The sequence below is a fragment of the Acidovorax sp. KPB24-03 genome, from assembly GCF_057546605.1.
The window spans coordinates 1-16,753 of record NZ_BAAJYR010000005.1; the positions used below are offsets into that span (position 1 = coordinate 1).

Genomic DNA, 16,753 nt, shown 5'->3' on the forward strand with positions numbered 1-16,753 from the left:
CGCCCAGGGCGCCCGGCCCCTGCGCCGGCCCAGGCCGGGCGGACGGGCGCCATGCCCCGCAGCACCCAGATCGCGGCCAGGAACACCGGCAGCGACAGCATCGCGATATTTTCCGCGCACACGCGCCAGGTGCGGCTGAGCACCAGCTCCGGCAGTTGTGCCGCGGGGGCCTGCCACACCGCCATCAGCCCCAGGGCCCATACCAGGCCGATCGGGGTGGCCCAGCCCAGCCATGCGAGGCGGGTGACAGAGCCCGGCTTCCCGAGCCGGGCGACCAGCGGCAACGCGGCCAGTGCCATCAGCAGCGGAGCGCCGAATTTCACCCAGAACATGGGCAGGGTGGCGTACTGGCCGAGCGCTGGATTGAGCCCGAGCCCATACCCCATCAGCCAGCCCGAAACCGGCACCGACAGGAGAAGGCCGAGCGCCAGGCGCTTCGCTGCGGCATGGCGAGGGACCGGCACCGTGTCGGCGGCCAATAGATGGATCAGATCGTCGGTTTTCATGGGAAGGCCTTTGGCTTCGCCGTGGGTGGGGACGAAGACGCGATGCGGCTCGCCAGCGCCTTCAGGCCCTGGTGGATGCCGATTTTCACGGCGGATTCCGTCATGCCGGTTTCCTGGGCCACGTCGGAGACCGACCGGCCATGCAGCTTGACCTGCTCGATGGGCAGGCGCTGGCGGTCGGGCAGGGTGGCGAGCAGTCGCCCGAGATCGCGCCGGGCCTCGGCGGCCGTGTCCTCGGTGTGATCGAAGAGGCCGGTGGCATCGTCGTCCAGAGGGTCGTGCAGCGCTTCGCGCGCCTGGCGCGCGCGCAGCAGATCGATGGTCTTGTAGCGCGCGATGGCGTGCACCCAGGCCGTGAGCGGCTCGGTGTGCTGGTAGGTATGGCGCTGGTTATGCAGGGCCAGCAGGGTGTCTTGCACAAGGTCCTCCACGTCGTCGGGCCAACCGGACAGCCGCCGGCGGTAGAAGGACCGCAGGCGGGTTGCCATTTGCTGCAGGAATTGCCGGTACGCCGCCGCATCGCCCTCCAGCCCGGCGAGCATCAGGCTTCGCAGGCGCTGTTCGGTCTGGAGGTGCGCAATATCTCGAGGCGGTCGGGGTGCCATGGCCGCCTCAGGGTACACGGCATCGGCGCCACTCGCGCGCATCGCGCGATGGCGTGGGACACGGCCTGCGCTGACGGCCTGCATGGACCCGTTGCGTGCAGGCATGCCGTGGCTTATTTCTTCATCTCGTCCTTCTTCATCTCATCCTTCTTCATCTCATCCTTCTTCATCTCATCCTTCTTCATCGCGTCCTTTCCCATGGAATCCTTGGCCATGGTGTCGTGCTTCATGCCGTCTTTCTTCATTGCATCCTTCTTCATGCCGTCGTGTTTCATGGCGTCTTTCGGCATGCCGTCCTTGGCCATGGGGTCCTTTTTCATCATGTCGTCCGCCGCCATGGCGGAGACGGAGGCCGCGGTCAGGCAGGCGGCGAGCAGTGCGGTCGTGAGCTGGTTCATGTCGAAAGTCCTTTTGTAGAGGGAAGAGAAAAATTGCGCCGCACCCGGGAATCGGGCACGGCCGCGCCGTCTGCGGCGCCGAGCCCGATCGCTCAGCTGCCGCCGAACCAGTTGTAGCCCTGGTCTTCCCAGTAGCCGCCTGGATAGGTGTTGGTCACGGACATCGCCATGACGTGTTTCGGGTTCTTGTAGCCCAGCTTGGTCGGTATGCGCAGCTTCAGCGGAAAGCCGTATTTCGGTGGCAATGGCTCGCCGTCGCAGGTCAGCGCGAGCAGCGTCTGCGGATGCAGCGCGGTCGCCATGTCGATGCTGGTGTGATAGTCGTCGGCACATGCGAAGCCGATGTACTTCGCGCTCAGGTCGGCGCCGATGCGCCGCAGAAAATCGCCGAAAGGCACGCCGCCCCACTTTCCGATGGCGCTCCAGCCCTCCACGCAGATGTGGCGGGTGACCTGCTCCTGCTGCGCGAGGGCGCGCAGCGCCGCAAGGGTCCAGGGGCGTTTTTCGGCCACCAGGCCGGCCACTTCGAGCCGGTAGCCTTCCTCTTTCACGATCCGGACTTCGTCTTCGCCGTAGTACGCATTGAAGGGAAACGGCCGGACGATCATGGATTCGGGATAGGTGGGTGCCAACCGGCCGGGGTCGAACAGCCATCCCTGGGCCCGGTCGTTCCAGCGCGAGATGCGCTGGAGCATGGCTTCCACATCCTCGTTGTCGCTGATGCTGCAGCCGGCCAGCAGGGACAGTCCGCCCAGCGTCAGGCTGCCGCGCAGGAAATGGCGGCGCGCGGCGGGCGCCATGCGGCGCTCAAGGAGCTTGCGCGCGTCGGCCACGGCCAGGTCCGCATCGGCATTGGACAAGCTCCGGCGTCTGAAGAGGTTCATGCCGCACTCCCTTGGCGACCGGCGCTCAGCATGGTGAGCAGCGTGCGCGGCACCAGGGCCACCATCACACCGTGCAGGGCAATGAACCCGACCAGCAACCCCATGGCCACGAAATGGATGCGGCGCGAGAACTCGTAGCCCCCCAGCCATTCCCGCAAGACGGGGAACTGCACGGACTTGAACAGCACGAGCCCGGACAGCACCAGGACGAGAAGGTCCAGCATCACGAACAGATAGGCCAGCCGCTGCACGCTGTTGTACTGGCGCGCATCCGTGTGGGCGAGCTTTCCGCGCAGGGCGTCCATGGCATCGCGCAGCACGGCGCGCGGCCAGACCGGAAAGAACCTGCGGGCCAGCCGGCCGCTGGCGAGGTTCATCACCAGATAGAACAGGCCGTTGGCGGCCAGCAGCCACATGGCGGCGAAATGCCACTGCAGTGCACCTCCGAGCCAGCCGCCGAGGGTCAGCGCGTTGGGCAGCGTGAAAGGGAAAAACGGCGCCGCGTTGTAGATGCGCCAGCCGCTGGCGATGAGGATCAGCACCGCCAGGGCGTTCAGCCAGTGGCTGATGCGTATCCACAAGGGGTGGATGGGCTGTGGTTTCGCGGATGCCGCCATGAGTGCTCCTGAAAGAGGGCCCGGCGATCGGGCCTCGTCCAGTAGTTCGGGCGGAATGCGCCGCGGGTTACAGGCGGGTGAAAAAATTCCTGGAATTCAGGTGCCGTGCCGGCATCGCGGTTTTCTTCAAAGCGGTCAAATCATGCTCTGGCGCAATATGTACTAGGGCATGTAGCTATAAAATCAATAGCATCCGGGTTGCGAGGCGGGTAAAGCAGGGGCCGGACGCCGTGCGCCGCCAGCCGGAGGGCCGCGAACACCTGGGTCAGCCGCCCGCCTTGCCCAGCAGGGCGTCCTTGAGTTTCCAGTCCGCCGGCCGCTCGCCCAGCCAGATGCCCATCAGGGCATCGAAGAATTCGGGCTCGCGGAACGGCTCGCCCTGCGCCACGCCCTTGACGCTGATCACGGTGCCCGTGCCGGGCAGCCAGTCCACGGTGAAGGTGTCGCCGGCCGAGAGCTTCTTGTGCTGGGAAAAGATCTCGCTCATGCGCAGCACGCCGGGCACCAGGCGGGAGAACGAGGCCTTGTCCATGTTGTCTTCCATGCCGCGCGAAAACAGCTTGCCCAGCTCGGCCGATTCGATGTCGCGCAGCATGGTGATCGACAGCCGCTTGGGACCGCGCAGGGCGGCCACTTCCTGCGGCGTGCCCGCCTTGCGCTCCAGGTACAGGCCCGCCGTGTACACCTTGAACACGGCCTTGTAGCGGATGCCCGCACCATTGAGCAGCAAGGGGCTGCCTTGCAGTGGCAGGGCGGTGGCGTACTTCACATCGGCGACGGTCACGACCTGGGCCCAGGCGGCCCCCATGGTCACAAGAAGGCCGGCGAGGGTGGCTGCCAGCCACCGCTGCAGAAACATCATGGCAACTCCCAAAAAAAGAACGATCGTTCGTTTCTGATTGTTGCCGCGTGTCCGGGCGCGCACAACAGGGTTTTCAGCAAGGATTGCGGCAGGGCCCCTGGTTCGCCGGCCGCGGCGGGCGGGCGCAGGCGCTTTGCTACACTTTCTCCCCATGTTCATTCACCACGTGTTCATCACAGGTTGCAGCGACCGGGGAGCCTGGCCCTGGCGCAAGCCAGCCGCATCGAACGCCTGATGGCACCTGGGGCAATCCCAGCTGCACCCGTGGCCCTGACGGGCCGAACGCAATGAACTGCGGCGCCCCACGTCCTTGTGCTGGCGCTGCCCGACTGGGAAATTCCCGTGATTACAGAACTTGAATTCAAAAGCCTGGCCAGCGAAGGCTACAACCGCATTCCGCTCATCGCGGAGGCCTTCGCCGACCTGGAGACGCCGCTTTCGCTGTACCTGAAGCTGGCCTACAGCAAGGACGGCGGCAAATACAGTTTCCTGCTCGAATCGGTCGTGGGGGGCGAGCGGTTCGGCCGCTACAGCTTCATTGGCCTGCCGGCGCGCACCTTGCTGAGGGCCAGCGGCTTCGGGGCCGACGCCAAGACCGAGGTGGTCACCGATGGGCAGGTGGTCGAGACCGCCGCCGGCAATCCGCTGGACTTCATCGAGGCGTACCAGAAGCGTTTCAAGGTGGCGCTGCGCCCCGGCCTGCCGCGGTTCTGCGGCGGCCTGGCGGGGTACTTCGGCTATGACGCGGTGCGTTACGTCGAAAAGAAGCTCGAAGCGAGTTGCCCGCCCGACACGATGGGCATGCCCGACATCCTGCTGCTGCAGTGCGAGGAACTGGCGGTCATCGACAACCTCTCGGGCAAGCTGTACCTCATCGTCTACGCGGACCCGGGCCAGCCCGAGGCGTATTCCAGGGGCAAGCAACGCCTGCGGGGTTTGAAGGACCAGCTCAAGTATTCGGTGGCCGCGCCGGTCGTCAAGCCGACGGAGAGCCATCCTCCCCAGCGCGACTTTGCCAAGGCCGATTACCTGGCGGCGGTGGATCGTGCCAAGGAGCTGATCGCCGCGGGCGACTTCATGCAGGTGCAGGTGGGCCAGCGCATCCACAAGCGCTACACCGAATCGCCGCTCTCCCTGTACCGCGCGCTGCGGTCGCTGAACCCCTCGCCCTACATGTTTTACTACCACATGGGCGACTTCCACATCGTCTCGGCGTCGCCGGAGATCCTGGTGCGGCAAGAGAGCACCCCGCAAGGCCAGAAGGTCACGATCCGGCCTTTGGCCGGAACGCGCCCGCGCGGCAACACGCCCGAGCATGACAAGGCCACGGAAATCGAACTGGTCAACGACCCCAAGGAGCGCGCGGAGCACGTGATGCTGATCGACCTTGCGCGCAACGACATCGGGCGCATCGCCAAGACGGGCTCGGTGAAGGTGACGGAGGCGTTCGCCGTGGAGCGCTACAGCCACGTGATGCACATCGTGAGCAACGTCGAGGGCCTGCTCAATGACGGCATGACCAACATGGACGTGCTGAAGGCGACGTTTCCGGCAGGCACGCTCACCGGCGCGCCCAAGGTGCATGCGATGGAGCTGATCGACCAGCTGGAGCCCGTCAAGCGTGGCCTGTATGGCGGGGCGTGCGGCTATCTCAGCTACGCCGGGGACATGGATGTGGCCATTGCCATCCGCACCGGCATCGTGAAGGACGGAACGCTCTATGTTCAGGCCGCGGCCGGCGTCGTGGCCGACTCGGTGCCCGAGCTGGAGTGGAAGGAAACGGAACACAAGGCCCGCGCTCTGCTGCGCGCTGCCGAACTGGTTGAGGAAGGACTCGAATGATGACCCGGGCGATCGACAAGGTGGAGCGCTGCAGCAGCATGGCGCAGGTGCGTGCGCGCATCGACGCGCTGGACGACATCCTGGTGCCGTTGCTGGTGGAGCGCGGCGGCTACATGACCCAGGCCGCATTGAACAAGCAGCGCGAGTCCCAGGTGCGGGACGAAGGCCGCATCGAATTCATCGTGCGCCGGGTGCGCGAGCGTGCGCTGGCCGAAGGCGGCCAGCCCGAGGTGATCGAGGCCATCTACCGCAGCATGATGGAGACCTACATCGCCTACGAACATGAAGAGTTCGCGCGGCTGGTCGAGCAAGGCGCCAAGACCTCCGTGAAGTGACGGCAGGGCGGCGGGCGGCTGTCGCGTCCCGCCAGCCGTGATATCAGTGCGCATCGGCGGGACGCCCGGCGGACAGCTTGAAGGCGTTGGCCAGCGTGGACCGGTTGCAGATGCCCCAGCGTGACGCGACGTCCAGCATGTGGGCCCGTCCGCCGGTTTCGCTCATCTCGCGCAGTTCGTCCTCGATGCGCTTCACGCGCTCGGTCCGGATCAGTTCGGCAGGCGTCATGCCCAGGTGGTTGCGGAACGCCAGTTGCAGGGCGCGTTCGGTGACCCCCAGGCGGCCTGCGATTTCACGCACCGAAAGGTTGGCGTCGTGCAGGTGCTCGACGATGTAGCGGTAGGCCGCGCGGTAGCGGGGCGGCAGGCGCAAGCCGGTCGTGTCCTGGGCCTGGGAGGGCAGGGTGGACGCGGCGCTGTTCATGCGCGCCAGCACCGTGTTGTGCACCACGCGCATGGCCTGGGCCACGTGGCGCTTGTACTGGCGCAGTGACTCGCCCAGCCGCCCTTCTTCCATGTGGATCTTGGACAGGCAGTATTGGATGTCCGACGCGTAAGGGTGCCGATCGACCTCGCGTTCGACGCTGGCCAGCGGCTGGATCACATCGCGGGCACCCGTGGCCGCCTTGTCGGTCAGCAGCGCGAGGCAGGCTTCCACCCGCACTTGCGATTCCAGGCCCGCCAGTTCGTGTTCGCGCAGCCAGCGCACGAAGCTCGCCACCGCCTCTTGCCGGCTGGCAGGGTGGTGTCCCAGCAAGCCGCAGCGCAGGTAAGCCAGGCGGGCCCGCAGCAGTTCGGGCGCGTGGGGGCTTGACTCGAGCGCCGCCAGTTCGGCCACCATCTCTGCCTCGGTCGGCAGATCGCGTGCCAGTGCCATTGCGGACTCCGACAGCGCATGGTCTGTCAGTTCTTCATGGCGCAGCAGGTGCACCCGGGCCAGCACCTCCAGGCGGATCGCCCTGGCGTGCGGCTCCAGCATGGCTGCGGGAGCTGACTGGCAGAGCGCTTCCGCCTGGCGTGCGGTGGCCAAGGCTTCGGCATGCTGGCCCAGGGCCTGCATCGACAGCGCCTTGCCGCAATGGCCTTCCACACGCAATTCGAGCGGGGCTTCGTGGTCGCTGGCCACGATCGACCAGCAGGCCACGGCACGGGCGGGCTTGTTCAGATGATGAAAGAGCCAGGCCTGGTCCAGTGCCGACTGCCAGCGCACGTTGCTGCGCGATACCTGGTCATAGGCCTTGAGCTGCTGGTGGAACACTTCGCTGGCGGCCTCTTCCATGCCAACCAGCAGCAGGCTGCGCCCGAGCAGCGCGCCTTCCTGCGGCGTGCCCGTATCGCGGCCATTGCGCTCCAGGCGCCGGCGGCCGATGCCCGCCGCGTCCTTGACGCGCATGGCGTGAATGAGATTGGAAAGCTCTGGCGCCTGGGCTTGGGCGCGCTGGCAGGTCAACGACAGAAGTGTGAGCAGCATGGGTCTTCGCGGTGTTGCCGCGCCTTTGATTGATGACCAGTCAATGCTAGGAACGGGCGTCCGGGCAATGCTCAACTTCCTTACGTTCAATCCTCAACTTTTGCTAATTGCCACGTTTTATGGTGAGTGCCTTCGGATACCTTTGCACGCGTTGCCTGAAGCTATTGGCAGCACATCCGCTCCCCTGTTCATCCAATGTTCATCGGCAAGTCATCGGTTTTTCATGAAGGGCTGCTTCGTCGTTCATGCGAGGTGCTTAGAGTGAAATCAGGCCGTCGAGGACGGGATTTGCAGCGAGAGAGGGGAGGGCGGCGAATTCAGAACGGCCAGTAAAAAAAACAGGGACTGCTGCGCCAGCCAATTGAGCGCACAAAGCCTGGACCGGAGACTGATAAGGGACTGCTATGGCGTCGAATAGTTATTGCCTATAAGCAATTGACCTATCGAAAGGGCATACTGCAGAGAATATTTCGCTGATTCTGTTCCGCGGAAGGTTGGGAAAAAAATTGCAAAATCTGTGACTATGTGTAGCAACCGGATGGCGCTTTTTTGGCACCCACGGTCCAGCTGAACAGGCCAAGGGGGCAGCGTGATGCGCCGCCATTTGTCGATATAAATTTGCGTCGAGGGATTCCATGAACATTGCTCTTCTTTCGCGTCGATCGACGGTGAACCAGTTCCTGGTGGACCTGCTTTCCCGTGGCGGAATTCAAGCCATGCTGCACGTCAGCATTGCGGCTTTTCGCATGCAAGTGAGACAGCAGGCCTTTGATGCCGTGATCCTTGAAGACTGCGGAGGCACTTTGGCGGAAGATCTGGGACTGATCAAAACCTGCGTCTCCGATCAGGTTCCCGTCGTGGTGGTGGGGGCCGAGTTGCACGCCGGCTTCGGCGTGGCCCTGGCCTGCGGTGCGGTGGACTACATCAGCCTTTCCCGCGTCGGGCATGACGAACTCAAGACCCGGCTGCGCGGCCACATGGAAGCCCAGGCGTTCCAGGCCGCCCACCCGATCGATGTCGACGGCTGCCGGCTCGACCCCGCCAGGCTTTGCCTCGTTCATGGAGACAAGACAGTGGGCCTCACGCACCGCGAATGTGAACTGGCCTGCCTGCTGTTTTCCAAGCCCAACCAGGTGGTGTCCTTGCCTACGATCATCGCCAAGGTGTGGGGGCGCTCGGTCGAGTCCAACAAACGCACCCTGGAGCAGCACATCTACAAGCTGCGCACCAAACTGCGAGAGGCCGGTTGCCAGTTGCGCGTCCAGGCGGCTTATGGACGGGGCTACCGGCTGCTGTCCCATGAGGGGACGGAGGCGGTCGGCAACGAATACACCGCGCTTTACTGGTAACGGCAGCAGGACCGTGCTCAATGTCTTTTTCGGGCCGTGCAGGTGACGTTTCGCAATCGGGTGCAAAGCGTGGTGCGCCACCCATTGCCTCGGACTTCGGCCAGCGCCACCACGCAGGCCGCTTGAAAAGGCATGGGTCCCGCGGGTTGGAGCGCAACTGGATGACGCAGCGTTCCGGCGGCTTGCGTGGGCACCCGCCCATGCGGTGCCACGGACCCCCACCCCGTCCAATTGCGTGCCAGCACGTGCTCCAAAAAAGACCTTGAACACGTTCTAGCCCGATCGGGGCATGGGCGGCGGGGGCCTGGGTTTCACACCTTGAGCCAGATGTAGTCCCCCGCACAGATGCCGTTGAAGGCTTCGTCGGTGGAACTCAGCACGTTGTCCTTCCAGTACCGTCCGTGCTCTGTGTAGTGGGTCAGTGTTTCGGCCAGCCAGGTCCCGGTGATTTCCGGCGTCATCGGCACCCGCACGATCAGGATGATGCCTCCTGTATCGGGGTTGATGCCTGCCTGGGCCTGATCCTGCGCATACACGGTGAGATTGGCCTCCAGCAGGAGCCGAAAGATGGTCAGCGTGCGCCCTGCGGTGACGATGCCGAAATGGAAGTTGAGATACAGCGCGGCAGGGTCGTTCTCGTAGTGCGACAGCAGAACCTCGAATCCTTCGACCTCGATCCAGCCCTGCGCGAGCACCGCCTGCGGATCGGGCAAGTCGATGGCCTCGCACAGCTCGGTGACCAACTGGTTGTATTGATCGAGACTCATGGGCGAACGGGCCGTTTCAAGGATTGGCTGGCCTGCAATTGCCGCTCTGCAGCGATGCTTGCCTGGGACGGCGTGCGTGGGAGATCGGTGCTCAGCAAAGCCAGCGGCAGCAAGGCCTTGAGGTCTTTCATGCGAACGGTGTCACTGGCTGCATCGGGTGCGGGCCCCCCGCACAGCAACAACGCCATCTTGACCCGTTGCAGGGTGCCCAATGCACCCCGTTCTTCGTGGTTTTGAAGGTACGCCGCCATCTCCGCCATGCCCCGCGTGGGGGTGGCAGCGAAGTGGGGCTTTCGGCTGTGATCCCAAAGCCGCCGTGTAAGGACATGGGCCCGGTCTTGCGCCGTGCCGGCGTAATGCTGCTGCAAAACATGCTGGGCCGCCATGGCACCCCCAGCCAGGCCTGGCTTGGCCATCCGGCTGGTTTGCGGGTTGTCACGCGAACTTCCTTGATCGCCTTTGCCGGAGCCCGACCCGGAGCCAGAACCCGATCCCGATCCCGATCCGGACCCTGATCCGGAATTGCCGCCTTCGGAATTCTCCTGGGAATCCCCCTTGTCACGGCTGCTGCCTCCTTGTCGCAGGAAACTGTCCAGCGCCGCGGGCTCGTTCCCGGTGTCCCGGAGTGATTCCCGGTACCGCGCGTAGCGTTCTCCACGGTCGTCGTCGAGGGCCGCCTTCCACCGCTCCGCAGATCCTTGCCTTGCTTCGGATTCTTCGGGACCGGCCTGCAGGATTTCGAGCGGAATGTCTTGTCCCGGTGCCAAGAGCGGGGCATCGGGCTGGCCGGGGAGCCGGGCCTGCTTGGGTGGCAAGGGCAGCGGTGGGCGGGGAACCGTGCGGAAAATGTAGTCGCCGAACCGGCCCTGCTGCATGAGCGAGGCGTTGCGCGCGGCCTGCTCATGCTGCACTGCGATCAAATGATTGTGCTCGCGCAGGCGCAACTGCTTGAGCCGCTGCAGCTGTTGCAGCCCGCGAAAGAGCGGCGCATTGGGGTTCATGGCGTGAACGTGGCCGCGAGCAGCCTTTGGGAGAACTGCAGCACGGTGTTCCCGACCCACGGGGCGGAAACCGCAACAGTGACGGTCACGCAGATCAGCTTGATGCCCTGTGAAATGGCAGCATCCTGGAGCGATGTCACGGCTTGCACCAGCGCCACCAGCAAACCGACGATGGCCGCCACGGCCACCGCGGGCAGCGACAGAATGAGGCACAGCATGAGTGCCTCGGACGTCAGTTGAACGATGTTGTCGTGCGTCATGGGGTTGCGTCCTCCGTCATCGGTAGGTCAGCACGAGTCCGTGCATGACCTGGGACCACCCGTCGAGCACGACGAACAGCAGCAGCTTGAACGGGATGGCGATGTTGGTGGGCGACACCTGAGACAGGCCCATGGCCAGCAGCACGTTGGCGATGACGAGCTCCACGATCACGAAGGCCAGATACAGCAGGAAACCGATGCGAAAGGCGGCCGTCAGCTCCGTCAGCAAGAAAGCCGGGGCCACCACGATCAGGTCGTCGACCAGAAGCGCTTTTGCGCGTTCCTGGGGCCATATCGCCTGTGCCGACTTCAGGAAAAATGCCTTTTCGGCCGGGTGCGCGTGCTTGACGAGGAATTGCCGGAACGGCTCCTTCGCGGCGGAGGCGGCTGCCAGCAGCTGCTGGGTGTTCGACGTCTGCGATGACGGCGGCCCGTTCTGGATCTTGTCGGCCGCCTCCATGGCGACCGGCGCCATGACGTAAATCGAAATGATGATGGCGATGCCGTTGAGCACCATGTTGGGCGGCACCTGCTGAATGCCCAGCGCGTTGCGCAGCAAGCCCAGCACCACCACCACCTTGGTGTACGAGGTGACCACCATGGCCGCGAACGGCAGCACCGCCAGCGCCATCAGGGCGATGAACAGCGAGATGGGGTCCAGCCCCTGGACGGATGACAGCGGGGTCATGGCAAATCTTGTGGTGGTGCTTCGGCCGCCAGGCTGAGCCCCATTCGCTCGATGCGCACGCCGAGTTGCTCGCCGATGACAATCAGGCGGCCGGTACCGATCACCTGGTCGTGGCACACGAGGCGCACCAGTGCTTCGCGCACGGGCATGTCCAGCGTGATGACCGAGCCCGGACCGAAGGCCGCGAGATCGTCGAGCCGGACGCGGGCGCTGTCTATCTCGAAGGCCACGGGGATGGACAGCTTTCCGATGGCACCGATTTCCGCACCCGCTGGCAGGTCGTGCTCCGGAATGGGTTCGCTGCCGGGCTCAGGTGTGCCGTCGAGCGTGGCTTGGTGCGAGTCGATATCGAGTTGTGCAGTGGTTTCCATGGAGACGCCCATTCCAAAAGACAAGTGGCAATGCAAAGAGGCCGAGGCGCCGGCGGGCAAGCCTGTGAGCAGCACATCGCCCGCACTGACCGAGCCCAGTTCGGAGGCGCAATACGTTTTGCGCGCGAGCCGGATGCGGCAGGCCACGCGCAGGCCGAGCAGGTGGCTTGCGTCGCTTCGGACCGAGGCAGCCAGCAACGCCTGGATCTGTCCTGCCATCGCTTCGTCGATGGCCTGCAGCTCGATGCGGCGATTTCTTGCGGTGATCTCGAAAGGGGCAGCGCCGGAGTCCAGCTGCATCCCATGCAGCACCAGGCCGGCAAAGCGGGACTGGAACGGGGCGAGCAGCTGGGCCAGCAGCGAGTGCACAACGTCCCGGGCCAGCGCGGGGTCTGGCAGGCGCGCCGCCATCTCCAGCGCAGGCCAGTCGGTCCTGGGTACCGACAGCCGCATCGTGCCCTGCGCCGACCGAAATTCCATGCTGATGCGTTTGCCGGATCGGCGGCGCCCGGCTGACCGACGCACCCGTTTGTCCCGAAAGGGCCCGAACCCACCGCACGAATCGCCGATCGAACATCACCCGCGCCAGACGGGCTTCGCCGTGGTCCATGGGCGGCAGATACCTTGCGAGGTCGCTTAAGGGGAAAGCCAGTGGCTTGACTGCGTTCAAGGTCATTCCAGGTCAATGTCGATGCTTCGGTGGGCCGTGCCCAGGCGGGCAAGCAACCCGTGCAGTTGATCGCGATGCTTTGAGATTAGGTGGCGGGACTCGGACGACATCGTTCGGAAGCGAAGCGTCATGGCATAGGACGAAAGCCCCAGGGCCAGCTCGCATTCCGGCAGCACCTTGGGGTCCATGGGCACCGTGACGGCCCAGGATTGGAAAGCCGGGTCTGCCCGCAGGCACAGATCGGTAATGGTTTGCGCGGTATCTCGCAGCCACTGCGGCGGCTCCGCATCCGTGGCGGTGCCGGTGGCACCGACGGCGTGCACGGGTGGCCGGTCGTCGGGCAGATCCTGCCCTGCTTCCCCGGGGGCGGGTGTGCGTGCCAGCGGTGGCGGAACGGTATCGCCCTGGATGAAGAAGTATTGCGGCGGCAAGGGGTCGGATGTCGCAGCCTGCGGCGCAGGAGCGGGTGGTGCGTTGTTGTCCCGCTCTTCCTCGTTCGGCGAATCGCCTTGCGCATCGGCCTGCTCCCGAGGCTCTCCGTCGCTCGAGTCCATGGGGTCGGGCGGGGTGCCCTCCGCAGCCGTGGCGAAGGGATCGGTGGACTCGATCACTTCGTCTTCGGCGGGGTCGTCCTGCGGGAGTGCGGGTGGAAACAGCTCGCGGCGAAACCGCTCTTGCGAGTTCGGCCGCAGCAGCGCGGGGGTGGCTGCCACTGCAGGGTGCGCGACGTGGCGCAGGGTGTGATCGGGGCGCTGGAGAGAGGTCATGGCCGCGGTCCTCAGGAAACGCGGCCGATAGGCCGCAGTTCCACCTGGGTTCCCAACTCCTGGAACGAGTACACGCGCAGCCAGTCGAGGCGGCTTTCGATCATCTTCTTGACATAGCGGCGAATGTCCATCGACGTCACCAAGGCCACGCCGGGCTGCCTGGCGGTATCGGCGACCGCGGCGATGCGCTCGGTCAGGTCGCGCGCGTCGTCGGGCGACATGGCCAGGTAGTTCCCCGCCGGCGTGGGCTTGATGCAGCCGCGGATCGCCTGTTCGATGTCCGGATCGAGCAAGATGGCCGACAGATGCCGCTGGCCACTGGTCGCTTCATGCGCGAGATAGCGGCCGAGGTCGGAGCGCACGTACTCCGTGAGCAGCAACAGGTCTTTTTCCTTGGGCCCCCAGACGATCAGGCTCTCGAAAATGCTGCGGATGTTGCGGATCGGCACCTGTTCTTCCAGCAGCCTGCGCAGCACCTCGGCCATGCGCTGCAGGGGCATGATCTTCTGCACCTCGGCCACGAGACCGGGGTATTCCGGCGTGCTGCGCTCGATCACCCACTGCACCTCCTGAACCCCCATGAACAGGTGGGCGTGCCGCTGCAGCATGCCCACGACTTCGCGCGCGATGACCTGCTCCACATCGATGCATGCGCCTTCTCGCTGGGCCATGGGCACGGCCTCCGGCGCCAGCCACAGCGAGACCTCGCTGCCCAGTGCGGGCCCGTGTGGCTGGGCCGATGCGGCCAGGGGCGATTGGGGGTCGAGCAGCAGCAGCATGCGGCCCGGCAGTTCGGGCTGCGCCACCGGAACGTCGTTGATCAGCACTTCGTAGCGCAGGCCGGTCAGTTCGATGTCCACCCACATCGCAGCGCCGGGAAACGGCAGGCCCAGCCTGGACTGCAGTCCTTCCCGTTCCTTGTTGAGTGCGCCGTTGAGCCGCTCTGCATCGATCAGCTTGCCCAATGCATCCGACATGCGGATCGACAGCGGCTTGGCGAACTCGGGGGCTTTTTGCTGGATGGAGGGCGCGTCTCCCTTGGCCCCTTCGCGCATCAGGGCCGCGATCGGCTTGGACAGCGAGTTGCCCGCGAGCTGGGTTCGTTTCTTGGTGAGGAAGTGCCCGCCAGCCACCAGACCGCCCGCCAGCAGGGCGAAAGGCACCATCGGAAAGCCCGGAATGAAGCCGAAGCCCGCCGTGAGCGCCGCGGCAAGGTACATCGAACGGGGGTTGCGGGTGAGTTGCTCGGTCATGTCCTGGCCGAGCGAGGTGGGCTTTTTCTTGTGCTCGTCGGTCACCCGGGTGGTGAGAACGCCGGCCGCCATACAGATGAAGAGGGCAGGAATCTGCGACACCATGGCATCGCCGATGGACAGCACCGCGAAGCGGTTGGCCGCTTCGCCGGCGGTCATGTTGTGGTACATGATGCCGACCACAACCCCTGCGAGGATGTTCACCATCGTGATGATCAGCCCGGCGATGGCGTCGCCTTTCACGAACTTCATCGCGCCGTCCATGCCGCCGTGCAGCATGCTTTCCATTCCGAGGTGAGCGCGTTTTCGCTTGGCTTCATCGGGCGTCAAAAGGCCCGCGCGCAAGTCGGCATCGATGCTCATCTGCTTGCCTGGCAGGGCATCCAGCGTGAAGCGCGCGCCGACTTCCGCCACCCGCTCCGAGCCTTTGGCGATCACGATGAACTGGACGATGGTGATGACCAGGAACACCACGATCCCCACCACCAGATTGCCGCCCACCACCAACTGCCCGAAGCTCTCGATCAGGTGGCCTGCATCGGCATGCAGCAAGATCGCCTTGGTGGAGGCGATGTTCAGCGCCAGCCGGAACAGCGTGGTGAACAGCAGCAGCGAAGGAAAGGTCGAAAGCGACAGCGCGTCCGGTATGAACAGCGTGGTCATCAGCAGCAGGATGCTCACCGTGAGGTTGATGGCCAGCAGCGCATCGATGAGCATGGTCGGCAGCGGAAGGATCATCAGTGCGATCACGCCGACGAGAAAGCCCGCCATCGTCATGTCGTTGACCAGGGTGGAGTCGAAGCGTTTGGCCATGGGGTGTTCCTGGTGGTGAAGGCTTGTCAGGGAGGAGAGGTGTTTGCGGCCGTGCCGCCGCCGAATTGGTCGAGTTCTGCGACCCAGCGCAGCACGACGGCAACGGACTCGAGCAGTTCTTCGGAAATGGGTTGGTTCAGCGGCAGGCGGTGCAGCGCGCGGGCCAGGGGCGGGTTGGCGATGATCGGAACACCATGCGTTGCGGCCAGGCCGCGGATCACCGCGGCCTGTGCATCCATCCCCTTGGCCACCACGATGGGCAGGGGCGTGACGCCTTCCTCGTAGAGCAGGGCCACGGCGTAGTGGGTCGGGTTGGTGACCACCACGGTGGCGCCGGGCACGCGTTCCTGCGGTGGACTGTTGGCCAGCTCGTCGCGCAGCGAGCGCTGCTGGCCCTTGACATGGGGGTCTCCGTCGCTGTCCTTGCGCTCCCGCTTGATATCGTCCTTGCTCATGCGCTGGTCGCGCATGAACAGCCAGCGCTGCAAGCCGAAGTCCACGGGACCGATGATCACGAACACCAGGCACGAAAAAACCGATCAACCGCAGGATGGCGCTCCACGCCACCTGACCCGCGCCTTGGGCAGAAAGGTAGGCCGAGCCCACCAGCAATGGCACGAGGCTGAGCACGATTTGCCAGATCACGGCCCCCAGTGCCACGGCCTTCACCACAGACTTGCAGAACTCGATGATCGAGCGTGCGTTGATCAGTTTCTTGAGGCCTTCGGCGGGGTTCAGTTTTTCGAATTTCGGCTGGATGGCTTCGAACGAAATGATCACCCCCACCTGGCCCATCATGGCAATGATCGCCACCAGCACGGAGACGATGACCAGGGAGAACGCGGCGATCGCGCCGTCCAGCACCATGGAGGAAATCAGCGCCAGAACCTCCTGCGTGTCCTGCGCCTGCATGCCTTGGTGCATGGCGGTTTTCACCACCTTCGCGATGTGGTCGTAGAGCATGGGGCCGGAGCCGATCAGCACCAGCAGCGAGGCCACCAGGATGGCCGCGGCCACGACGTCCTGGCTTTTGGGAACCTCTCCCTTCTTGCGGGCGTCCAGGAGCTTCTTGTCTGTGGGTTCTTCCGTTTTTTCTGACATGGCGTGGGCTCGTTGGTCGCGGTGCGCGATGGGTTCTTGCAATCTAGCTTTGCACGCCGCCTGGCATGCGATCCATGCGAAGTCCTTGCCCTCGCAGACGAACGTGACGGATCGCAGTCCTGCGCTGCGTGCCCACATTCGCATTGCCGTGACTGCCTTCGTTCGGGTTCCATGGCGCGAGGCCGCGCGCTTC

The 16,753-nt window shown here is 64.8% G+C and carries 18 protein-coding genes and 1 pseudogene; 3 read left to right on the plus strand and 16 right to left on the minus strand.

The window, feature by feature from the left end; genetic code table 11:
- The 6 genes from AC27KI_RS01760 to AC27KI_RS01785 all read right to left on the minus strand — a co-directional run.
- Nucleotides 1–506 (minus strand): NrsF family protein (locus tag AC27KI_RS01760; RefSeq protein WP_487112281.1); only part of this gene is annotated, 506 nt, incomplete at its 3' end.
- Complete coding sequence (locus AC27KI_RS01765; protein WP_487088157.1) at nucleotides 503–1,111, minus strand: sigma-70 family RNA polymerase sigma factor; 609 nt, start codon at nucleotides 1,109–1,111, stop codon at nucleotides 503–505. The genes AC27KI_RS01765 and AC27KI_RS01760, both read right to left, overlap by 4 nt.
- 113 nt (nucleotides 1,112–1,224) lie before the next feature.
- Nucleotides 1,225–1,509: a pentapeptide MXKDX repeat protein gene (locus tag AC27KI_RS01770; RefSeq protein WP_487088155.1), complete on the minus strand. Its 285-nt coding sequence runs from the start codon at nucleotides 1,507–1,509 to the stop codon at nucleotides 1,225–1,227.
- A 92-nt stretch (nucleotides 1,510–1,601) separates the two neighbouring features.
- Nucleotides 1,602–2,393: a molybdopterin-dependent oxidoreductase gene (locus AC27KI_RS01775; protein WP_487088153.1), complete on the minus strand. Its 792-nt coding sequence runs from the start codon at nucleotides 2,391–2,393 to the stop codon at nucleotides 1,602–1,604.
- On the minus strand, nucleotides 2,390–3,010 hold the full coding sequence (locus tag AC27KI_RS01780; protein WP_487088151.1) for a cytochrome b/b6 domain-containing protein: 621 nt from the start codon (nucleotides 3,008–3,010) through the stop codon (nucleotides 2,390–2,392). The genes AC27KI_RS01775 and AC27KI_RS01780 overlap by 4 nt, the downstream gene beginning before the upstream one ends.
- A gap of 265 nt (nucleotides 3,011–3,275) precedes the next feature.
- The gene (locus AC27KI_RS01785) at nucleotides 3,276–3,872 is read right to left on the minus strand and encodes a chalcone isomerase family protein (RefSeq protein ID WP_284426249.1); all 597 of its coding nucleotides are present in this window, start codon (nucleotides 3,870–3,872) and stop codon (nucleotides 3,276–3,278) included.
- Nucleotides 3,873–4,214: 342 nt separating this feature from the next.
- On the opposite strand from AC27KI_RS01785, the gene trpE reads away from it, so the two are divergent.
- Both trpE and AC27KI_RS01795 read left to right on the plus strand, forming a co-directional pair.
- Nucleotides 4,215–5,714 carry an anthranilate synthase component I gene (gene trpE / locus AC27KI_RS01790; RefSeq protein ID WP_284431023.1) on the plus strand — a complete coding sequence of 500 codons (1,500 nt, stop codon included), beginning with the start codon at nucleotides 4,215–4,217 and terminating at the stop codon, nucleotides 5,712–5,714.
- Nucleotides 5,714–6,049, plus strand: coding sequence for a chorismate mutase (locus AC27KI_RS01795; protein WP_284426251.1), 336 nt, complete (start codon nucleotides 5,714–5,716; stop codon nucleotides 6,047–6,049). Before trpE ends, AC27KI_RS01795 begins: the two co-directional genes overlap by 1 nt.
- A gap of 43 nt (nucleotides 6,050–6,092) precedes the next feature.
- On the opposite strand, the gene AC27KI_RS01800 is transcribed toward AC27KI_RS01795, so the two are convergent.
- Entirely contained in the window at nucleotides 6,093–7,520 is a 1,428-nt protein-coding gene (locus AC27KI_RS01800; RefSeq protein ID WP_284426252.1) for a helix-turn-helix domain-containing protein, read from the minus strand.
- A 668-nt stretch (nucleotides 7,521–8,188) separates the two neighbouring features.
- On the opposite strand from AC27KI_RS01800, the gene AC27KI_RS01805 reads away from it, so the two are divergent.
- Nucleotides 8,189–8,869 (plus strand): winged helix-turn-helix domain-containing protein, encoded by a 681-nt coding sequence (locus tag AC27KI_RS01805; RefSeq protein ID WP_487112283.1) that lies wholly within the window; start codon nucleotides 8,189–8,191, stop codon nucleotides 8,867–8,869.
- A 311-nt stretch (nucleotides 8,870–9,180) separates the two neighbouring features.
- On the opposite strand, the gene AC27KI_RS01810 is transcribed toward AC27KI_RS01805, so the two are convergent.
- The 9 genes and pseudogenes from AC27KI_RS01810 to AC27KI_RS01850 form a co-directional block, all read right to left on the minus strand.
- On the minus strand, nucleotides 9,181–9,636 hold the full coding sequence (locus AC27KI_RS01810; RefSeq protein WP_272549503.1) for a type III secretion system chaperone family protein: 456 nt from the start codon (nucleotides 9,634–9,636) through the stop codon (nucleotides 9,181–9,183).
- Nucleotides 9,633–10,637, minus strand: coding sequence for a hypothetical protein (locus tag AC27KI_RS01815; protein WP_487088147.1), 1,005 nt, complete (start codon nucleotides 10,635–10,637; stop codon nucleotides 9,633–9,635). Before AC27KI_RS01815 ends, AC27KI_RS01810 begins: the two co-directional genes overlap by 4 nt.
- A complete protein-coding gene (sctS, locus tag AC27KI_RS01820) occupies nucleotides 10,634–10,897 on the minus strand; it encodes a type III secretion system export apparatus subunit SctS (protein ID WP_284431025.1) in 264 nt (87 codons plus the stop codon). The genes AC27KI_RS01815 and sctS overlap by 4 nt, the downstream gene beginning before the upstream one ends.
- 16 nt (nucleotides 10,898–10,913) lie before the next feature.
- Complete coding sequence (sctR, locus tag AC27KI_RS01825) at nucleotides 10,914–11,585, minus strand: type III secretion system export apparatus subunit SctR (RefSeq protein WP_272565652.1); 672 nt, start codon at nucleotides 11,583–11,585, stop codon at nucleotides 10,914–10,916.
- Entirely contained in the window at nucleotides 11,582–12,436 is an 855-nt protein-coding gene (sctQ, locus tag AC27KI_RS01830; protein WP_487088144.1) for a type III secretion system cytoplasmic ring protein SctQ, read from the minus strand. Before sctQ ends, sctR begins: the two co-directional genes overlap by 4 nt.
- Before the next feature lie 192 nt (nucleotides 12,437–12,628).
- Nucleotides 12,629–13,393 carry a type III secretion HpaP family protein gene (locus AC27KI_RS01835; protein ID WP_317353822.1) on the minus strand — a complete coding sequence of 255 codons (765 nt, stop codon included), beginning with the start codon at nucleotides 13,391–13,393 and terminating at the stop codon, nucleotides 12,629–12,631.
- An 11-nt stretch (nucleotides 13,394–13,404) separates the two neighbouring features.
- Nucleotides 13,405–15,459 carry a type III secretion system export apparatus subunit SctV gene (gene sctV, locus AC27KI_RS01840; RefSeq protein ID WP_284406609.1) on the minus strand — a complete coding sequence of 685 codons (2,055 nt, stop codon included), beginning with the start codon at nucleotides 15,457–15,459 and terminating at the stop codon, nucleotides 13,405–13,407.
- 26 nt (nucleotides 15,460–15,485) lie between these two features.
- Complete coding sequence (locus tag AC27KI_RS01845) at nucleotides 15,486–15,974, minus strand: EscU/YscU/HrcU family type III secretion system export apparatus switch protein (RefSeq protein WP_487088187.1); 489 nt, start codon at nucleotides 15,972–15,974, stop codon at nucleotides 15,486–15,488.
- A gap of 79 nt (nucleotides 15,975–16,053) precedes the next feature.
- Nucleotides 16,054–16,704, minus strand: a pseudogene (locus tag AC27KI_RS01850) (EscU/YscU/HrcU family type III secretion system export apparatus switch protein); the annotation flags it as partial.
- Nucleotides 16,705–16,753: the final 49 nt, after the last annotated feature.

Bases quoted from the DNA above. Each gene is read 5' to 3' on its own strand.
- AC27KI_RS01765 (WP_487088157.1), bottom strand. From the start codon at position 1,111: ATGGCACCCCGACCGCCTCGAGATATTGCGCACCTCCAGACCGAACAG.
- AC27KI_RS01770 (WP_487088155.1), bottom strand. From the start codon at position 1,509: ATGAACCAGCTCACGACCGCACTGCTCGCCGCCTGCCTGACCGCGGCC.
- AC27KI_RS01775 (WP_487088153.1), bottom strand. From the start codon at position 2,393: ATGAACCTCTTCAGACGCCGGAGCTTGTCCAATGCCGATGCGGACCTG.
- AC27KI_RS01780 (WP_487088151.1), bottom strand. From the start codon at position 3,010: ATGGCGGCATCCGCGAAACCACAGCCCATCCACCCCTTGTGGATACGC.
- AC27KI_RS01785 (WP_284426249.1), bottom strand. From the start codon at position 3,872: ATGATGTTTCTGCAGCGGTGGCTGGCAGCCACCCTCGCCGGCCTTCTT.
- AC27KI_RS01795 (WP_284426251.1), top strand. From the start codon at position 5,714: ATGACCCGGGCGATCGACAAGGTGGAGCGCTGCAGCAGCATGGCGCAG.
- AC27KI_RS01800 (WP_284426252.1), bottom strand. From the start codon at position 7,520: ATGCTGCTCACACTTCTGTCGTTGACCTGCCAGCGCGCCCAAGCCCAG.
- AC27KI_RS01810 (WP_272549503.1), bottom strand. From the start codon at position 9,636: ATGAGTCTCGATCAATACAACCAGTTGGTCACCGAGCTGTGCGAGGCC.
- AC27KI_RS01815 (WP_487088147.1), bottom strand. From the start codon at position 10,637: ATGAACCCCAATGCGCCGCTCTTTCGCGGGCTGCAACAGCTGCAGCGG.
- sctS (WP_284431025.1), bottom strand. From the start codon at position 10,897: ATGACGCACGACAACATCGTTCAACTGACGTCCGAGGCACTCATGCTG.
- sctR (WP_272565652.1), bottom strand. From the start codon at position 11,585: ATGACCCCGCTGTCATCCGTCCAGGGGCTGGACCCCATCTCGCTGTTC.
- sctQ (WP_487088144.1), bottom strand. From the start codon at position 12,436: ATGGAATTTCGGTCGGCGCAGGGCACGATGCGGCTGTCGGTACCCAGG.
- AC27KI_RS01835 (WP_317353822.1), bottom strand. From the start codon at position 13,393: ATGACCTCTCTCCAGCGCCCCGATCACACCCTGCGCCACGTCGCGCAC.
- sctV (WP_284406609.1), bottom strand. From the start codon at position 15,459: ATGGCCAAACGCTTCGACTCCACCCTGGTCAACGACATGACGATGGCG.